Genomic DNA, 6,007 nt, shown 5'->3' on the forward strand with positions numbered 1-6,007 from the left:
CCCATCGCCACCCCCACCGAGACCGACGTCCTGATCGTGGGCGGCGGCCTCGGCGGCGTGGCTGCCGCCCTCGCCGTCTGCCGGGCGGGGCGCAGCGCCGTTCTGACCGAGGAGACCGACTGGCTCGGCGGCCAGCTCACCTCCCAGGCGGTGCCGCCGGACGAGCACCCCTGGGTGGAGGAGTTCGGCGTCACCGCCACCTACCGTGCGCTGCGCGAAGCGATACGCGAGCACTACCGCCGCTGGTACCCGCTGCGCGCTGAGGCGCTCGAACTGCTGCGGCTCAACCCAGGCGCAGGGCGCGTCAGCAAGCTGTGCCACGAGCCGCGGGTCGCGCTCGCCGTGCTGGAGGCGATGCTCGCCCCGCACCGCGCCGCGGCGGCGGGTTGGCGGCAGCTCCCGACCGGGCGAGGCCGGCTCACCGTGCTCACCGATCACCGCCCGGTCGCCGCCGACGTCGACGGCGACACCATCCGGGCCGTCACCGTCGAGGATGTCCGCGACGGCGCCCGCCACACCGTCGCGGCGCCGTACGTCATCGACGCCACCGAGACCGGTGAACTGCTCGAACTCGCGGGTGTCGAGTACGCGCTGGGCGCCGAGTCGCGCGCCGAGCACGGCGAGCCGCACGCGCCCGAGACCGCCGACCCGCTCAACCAGCAGGGCATCACCGTCTGTTTCGCCCTCTCGCACCACGAGGACGAGGACCACACCATCGACCGCCCGGAGGGCTACGACTTCTGGCGTTCCTACCGGCCCGACTTCTGGCCAGGGCCACTGCTCGGCTTCCTCGCCCCCGACCCCCGCACTCTCGCGCCGGTCGAGCGCACCTTCGTGCCCAACCCGGGCGCCGATCCGCTCGATGTGTCCGCGGATCAGAGCGCCGATGCCGGGGACAAGGAGCTGTGGGGGTTCCGCCGCATCCTCGCCCGCAGGCTCCACCGTCCCGGCGCCTTCGACTCCGACATCACGCTCGTCAACTGGCCGCTCAACGACTACTGGCTCAAGCCGTTCGTCGGTGCCGGCCCGGAGACGAGCCGGGCCGCGCTCGCCGGGGCCAGGGAGCAGTCGCTGTCCGTCCTGTACTGGTTGCAGACCGAGGCCCCGCGCCCTGACGGCGGCACCGGATTCCCGGGTCTGCAGCTCCGTCCCGACGTCACCGGCACGGCCGACGGCCTCGCCAAGGCGGCGTACGTACGCGAGTCCCGCCGCATCAAGGCCGTCACCACCGTCACCGAACAGGATGTCGCCATCGACATCGTCGGGCCGTACGGGCGCACCCGGCACCGGGACTCCATCGGCGTCGGGGGCTACCGCATCGACCTGCACCCGTCCACCGGCGGCGACAACTACATCGACATCGGGTCCGTGCCGTTCGAGATCCCGCTGGGTGCGCTGGTGCCGCGCAGGGTCCGCAACCTGCTGCCCGGCGGCAAGAACATCGGCACCACGCACATCACCAACGGCTGCTACCGTCTGCACCCCGTGGAGTGGAACGTCGGCGAGGTCGCCGGCGCACTCGCCGCGCACTGCCTCACCGAGGGCGTGCGGCCACACCAAGTGCAGGCAGAGGACAACAAGTTCGAGGACTTCGCCCGCGTCCTCGACCGGTCCGGCGTGCAGCGACATTGGCCCGACATCCGCGGCTACTGACGCAAAGGCCCGCGTCGCGCCGTTCACACGACCCGCGTACGACACAAGGGGTGGTCCTCATGGCTTCACACCGCATCCGCGTCGGTATCGACGTAGGCGGAACCTTCACCGACGCCGTGGCGATCGACTCCGCCACGCTGCGGCTCGTCGCCCAGGTGAAGGTTCCGACCAGCCACCATCACGCCGACGGTGTCGCGCACGGCATCGTGGAGGCACTGGACCGGCTGCTGAAGGATGTCGGGTGCGAGCCCGGCTCCGCCTCCGCCTCCGCCACCGCCTCGGACAGCATCGCGTTCCTCGCCCACGGCACCACACAGGCGACCAACGCCCTGCTCGAAGGCGATGTGGCCCCGGTCGGCCTCATCGGCATCGGCACCGGACCCGGCGCCCTGCCGACGAAACGCCTCGCCGGTCTCGCGCACCTCGAACTCACCCCAGGCAAGCGGCTCCCGCTGTCCTACGCGCACGTCGCGGACCCGGACGACGCCACGGCCGTACGCACCGCCGTCGAGCGGGTCACCGCCGCGGGAGCCGATGTGCTGGTGGCCAGCGAGCCGTTCAGCGTCGACCTGCCGGACGGCGAGGACGCGGTGATCGAGACGGCACGCTCCTTCGGGCTGCCGATGACCGCCGCGCACGAGATCACCTCGCTGTACGGGCTGCGCAAGCGCACCCGTACCGCCGTCGTGAATGCCGCGATTCTACCGAAGATGCTGGCCACCGCCGACCTTGTGGACGCCGGCATCACGGCGGCCGGGGTGCGGGCGCCGCTGATGGTGATGCGCTGCGACGGCGGCGTGATGTCGCTGGAGGAGATGCGGCGGCGGCCCCTGCTGACCGTGCTGTCCGGGCCGGCTGCCGGAGTGGCCGGGGCGCTGATGCAGGAGCGGGTCAGCGAGGGCGTGTTCCTGGAGACCGGCGGCACCTCGACCGACATCAGCGTGATCCGCCGGGGCAAGGTCGCGGTCCGGCACGCCACGATCCTCGGCAAGCCCTCGTACCTCTCCGCGCTCGACGTGCGCACGGTCGGCGTCGGCGGTGGCTCGATGGTGCGGACCGGAGGCGGCAAGGTGCGTACCGTGGGCCCGCGCAGTGCGCATATCGCCGGCCTGCCGTACGCCTGCTTCGCCGACCCCGAGGACCTGCGCGACGCCCGGCTGGCCACCATCAGCCCGCTCGACGGCGACCCGGACGACTACGCCGTGCTCGACGCGGCGGGCGGCCGATTCGCGCTCACCATGACCTGCGCGGCCAACGCCCTCGGCCGGGTCCCGGACGGCGATTTCGCCGCCGCGGACCCGGAGGTGGCAAGGACAGCGCTGGCGCCGCTGGCGGCTGCGCTGGGCACGGACGTCGCCGGCGCCGCGACGCGGATCCTGGACGCGGGGGTGAAGCAGGTACGGGACGTCGTGGACGCGATGGTCCGCGACTACCGCCTCGACCGCGACACCGCCGTCCTCGTCGGCGGCGGAGGCGGCGCCGCCTCCGTCACCCCGCACCTGGCCGCGGATACCGGCATGACCGGCCGCATCGCCGCGCACAACGAGGTCATCAGCCCGATCGGTGTCGCGCTGGCGCTGGTCCGGGAGCAGATCGAACGGATCATCCCAGGCGCCACCCAGGAGCAGATACTGGGCGTACGGGGAGAGGCGGAGGCGGCGGTCGTCGCGCAGGGCGCCGACCCCGCCGCTGTGGAGGTGGAGGTCACCGTCGACCCGCAGACCAACACCGTGCGGGCCATCGCCACCGGCGCCACCGAACTCCGCGCCCAGGACCGCGCCCACCGCGCCGACGACGCCGAGCGCCTCTCGGCCGCAGCGGCGAGCCTGAAGGCCGATCCATCGGCGGTCGAGGTGCTCGCCGGCACCCCCGCGCACACCGTCTACGGCACCGAACGCCGCCGCCGTTTCCGCAGATCCCGCCACCCGGTCCGGGTCCTCGACGCGGACGGCGTCGTCCGCCTGCACGCAGCCGACGCCCGCATCGCGACCACCACGGTCGGCGCGGCCCCTGAGCTGCTGGCCCGGTTGATACGCGAGTCCACCTCGTACGGCGACGGCGGGGTGCGCGCCCCGGCACTGCGCCTGCTGCTCGGCTCGCGTATCGCGGACCTCTCCGGTGTCCTGGACGCCGAACCGCTCCTGGCGCTGGCCCGCAGCGAGTTGGGCTCGCGGGCGGCGGACGAGCCGGTGGTGGCGATAGTGGAGGCCCGCTCATGACGGCCGCGGCGAGGGGCGCCCGGGCCCGGACCGACGCCGCTGCTCCGGGCCCCGCTCTTGGCCCCCTCGCCCCCGCCCGCCGCGCGGCGCTGCGCGCGGAGTGCACACGGCTGGCGGAGCTGGACGACGCGGAGTTCGGCGTCCGCCTGCTCGCCAACACCCCGACCCACGAGGGCCGCGACCCCGCGCTGCTGGACCGTTGGGCGAAGGCGGCGACGGCGTTCGGCGCCGAACTCGCCGCGGACGGCGGTGCGCGCGGGCCCGGCAGGCACGGATCCGACGTGCACGGACCGGGCGGAGACGGACCCGGCAGCCACCAACCCGGCGCGCACGGACACGACAGGCACGGATCCGGCGCGCGGGTCGTCGAACGCGACGGCGGTCTCGGCCAGTTGCTGCTCGCCCGCTACGTCTCCCGCCCCGCACCCGCCTTCGAGCTGTACGTCGACACCCTCGCGCTCGGCGAGGAGCTGGCCGGGTGGCTCGGCTGGCGCGGGTGGTTCCCCGCCGGGGCGCTGCGGGAAGCGGCGCTCGCGCACGAGACGGCGCACTGCCTGCTGCACGGTGACAGGGCACTGCGCCGCGCACTGCGTGAGCGCGTCGGGCACACCGCGCTGCGGCTCGGCCGGTTGCGCGTACCGGGCCACGTCGCCGGCGCCGATGAGCTGGCAGCGCACGGCTACGCCGCTGCCCGCTGCGGCCTCGGCCGCACACCCCTACTGCTCACCGCCGCGCTCGCGAGCGCGGCCCGGGCCCTCGGAGAGATCTCCGGAGCGCCCCTCGCAGGGACCTCCGTCGGGGCCCTCGGAGAGGACTGAGGCACCGCCATGGGAATCGTGATTCTGCTGCTCATGCTCGCGGGTGTCGGGCTGATGCTCGCCCGCAAGCTGCCCACCGCCTTCGCCCTCGTCTTGCTGGGCCTGGTCATCGCCGCCGTCACCGGGGCCCCGCTCACCGGCAAGAACAGCATCCTGGACACCGTGCTCCAGGAGGGCTCGGTGACGCTGGCCGCCACCATGCTCGCCGTGCTCATCGGCTCCTGGCTCGGCAAGCTGATGGAGGAGACCGGCATCGCCGGCACCCTCGTCCGCAAGATCGTCGAGTTCGGCGGCGACCGCCCCACCGTCGTGGCCCTCGGCGTGCTCGCCGTCTCCGCGCTCATCGGCACGGTCACCGGGTCAGCGCCCGCCGCCATGATGGCGGGCATCATCGGCATCCCGGCGATGATCGCGGTCGGTGTGCCGAAGACCACAGCCGCCGGCACCATCCTCATGGGCATCGCCGCCGGCATGCCCTTCGAGCTGCCGGTGTGGCAGTTCTTCTCCACGGCGCTCGATCTGCCGGTCGACACGGTGCGGGCCTTCATGCTGAAGCTCTTCCCCTTCGCCGCCGTCTTCGCCGTCCTCTTCGTCCTGGTCGAGTGCCGCCGCAGGGGCGTCGCACACACCTGGTCGCTGGCCTCGGTCGAAGAGCGCCCTTCCGACGGCGGCCGGGGACGAAACCGAGCCCGCCGCATGGGCGACGCGCCGTGGTACGCGCTGCTCGCCCCCGCCGTGCCGCTCGTTCTCGCGCTCGGTTTCGAGCTGGCCATCATCCCGTCGATGCTGGCGGGCGTGGTGTACGCGGTGGTGACCACCACCCGGCCGCGGGAGATGAACAAGCGCCTGCTGCGCACCCTCTACTCCGGCTTCGAGGTCGCTGCGCCGCCCATCGCGCTCTTCGTGGCGATCGGCATCCTGCTGGCCGCCGTCCAGCTGCCCGGCGCCGTCGATGCCCTCGACCCGCTGGTCAAGGCCGTCAGCCCGGCCAACTCCGTCGTGTTCGTCGTGGTCTTCACGCTGCTGGCGCCGCTGTGTCTGTACCGCGGACCACTGAACGTCTACGGCCTCGGCGCCGGCATCGCCGGTGTGCTCATCTCGGCCGGTGTCTACCCGGCCGCCGCCGTGCTGGGCCTGACCGCCTCGTACAACCAGATGTTCGGTGTCGCCGACCCGACCAGCACCCAGACCGTGTGGGCGGCGCAGTACTCCGGCGTCAGCCCGCAGCAGGTGATGGTGCGCACGCTGCCGTATGTGTGGTGCGTCGCGCTCGGGGGCCTGATCGTCACCGCCGCCACCCGCCTCTGACCCCGCCCC

The 6,007-nt window shown here is 73.3% G+C and carries 4 protein-coding genes; all 4 read left to right on the forward strand.

Going from position 1 to position 6,007, the window contains the following annotated elements:
- Positions 1–3: 3 nt before the first annotated feature.
- The 4 genes from ITI46_RS32565 to ITI46_RS32580 are packed head-to-tail and all read left to right on the forward strand — an operon-like array spanning position 4 to position 5,998.
- Positions 4–1,653 (forward strand): FAD-dependent oxidoreductase, encoded by a 1,650-nt coding sequence (locus tag ITI46_RS32565; RefSeq protein WP_209243553.1) that lies wholly within the window; start codon positions 4–6, stop codon positions 1,651–1,653.
- Positions 1,654–1,712: 59 nt separating this feature from the next.
- A complete protein-coding gene (locus ITI46_RS32570) occupies positions 1,713–3,872 on the forward strand; it encodes a hydantoinase/oxoprolinase family protein (RefSeq protein WP_209243551.1) in 2,160 nt (719 codons plus the stop codon).
- Positions 3,869–4,690, forward strand: a complete 822-nt coding sequence (locus ITI46_RS32575) for a hypothetical protein (RefSeq protein WP_247746945.1) — start codon at positions 3,869–3,871, stop codon at positions 4,688–4,690. The genes ITI46_RS32570 and ITI46_RS32575 overlap by 4 nt, the downstream gene beginning before the upstream one ends.
- Before the next feature lie 9 nt (positions 4,691–4,699).
- Positions 4,700–5,998: a TRAP transporter large permease subunit gene (locus tag ITI46_RS32580; protein ID WP_209243552.1), complete on the forward strand. Its 1,299-nt coding sequence runs from the start codon at positions 4,700–4,702 to the stop codon at positions 5,996–5,998.
- The last annotated feature ends 9 nt before the right edge of the window (positions 5,999–6,007 follow it).

This window comes from Streptomyces oryzae, from assembly GCF_017676365.1.
Taxonomy (GTDB): Bacteria; Actinomycetota; Actinomycetes; order Streptomycetales; family Streptomycetaceae; genus Streptomyces; species Streptomyces oryzae.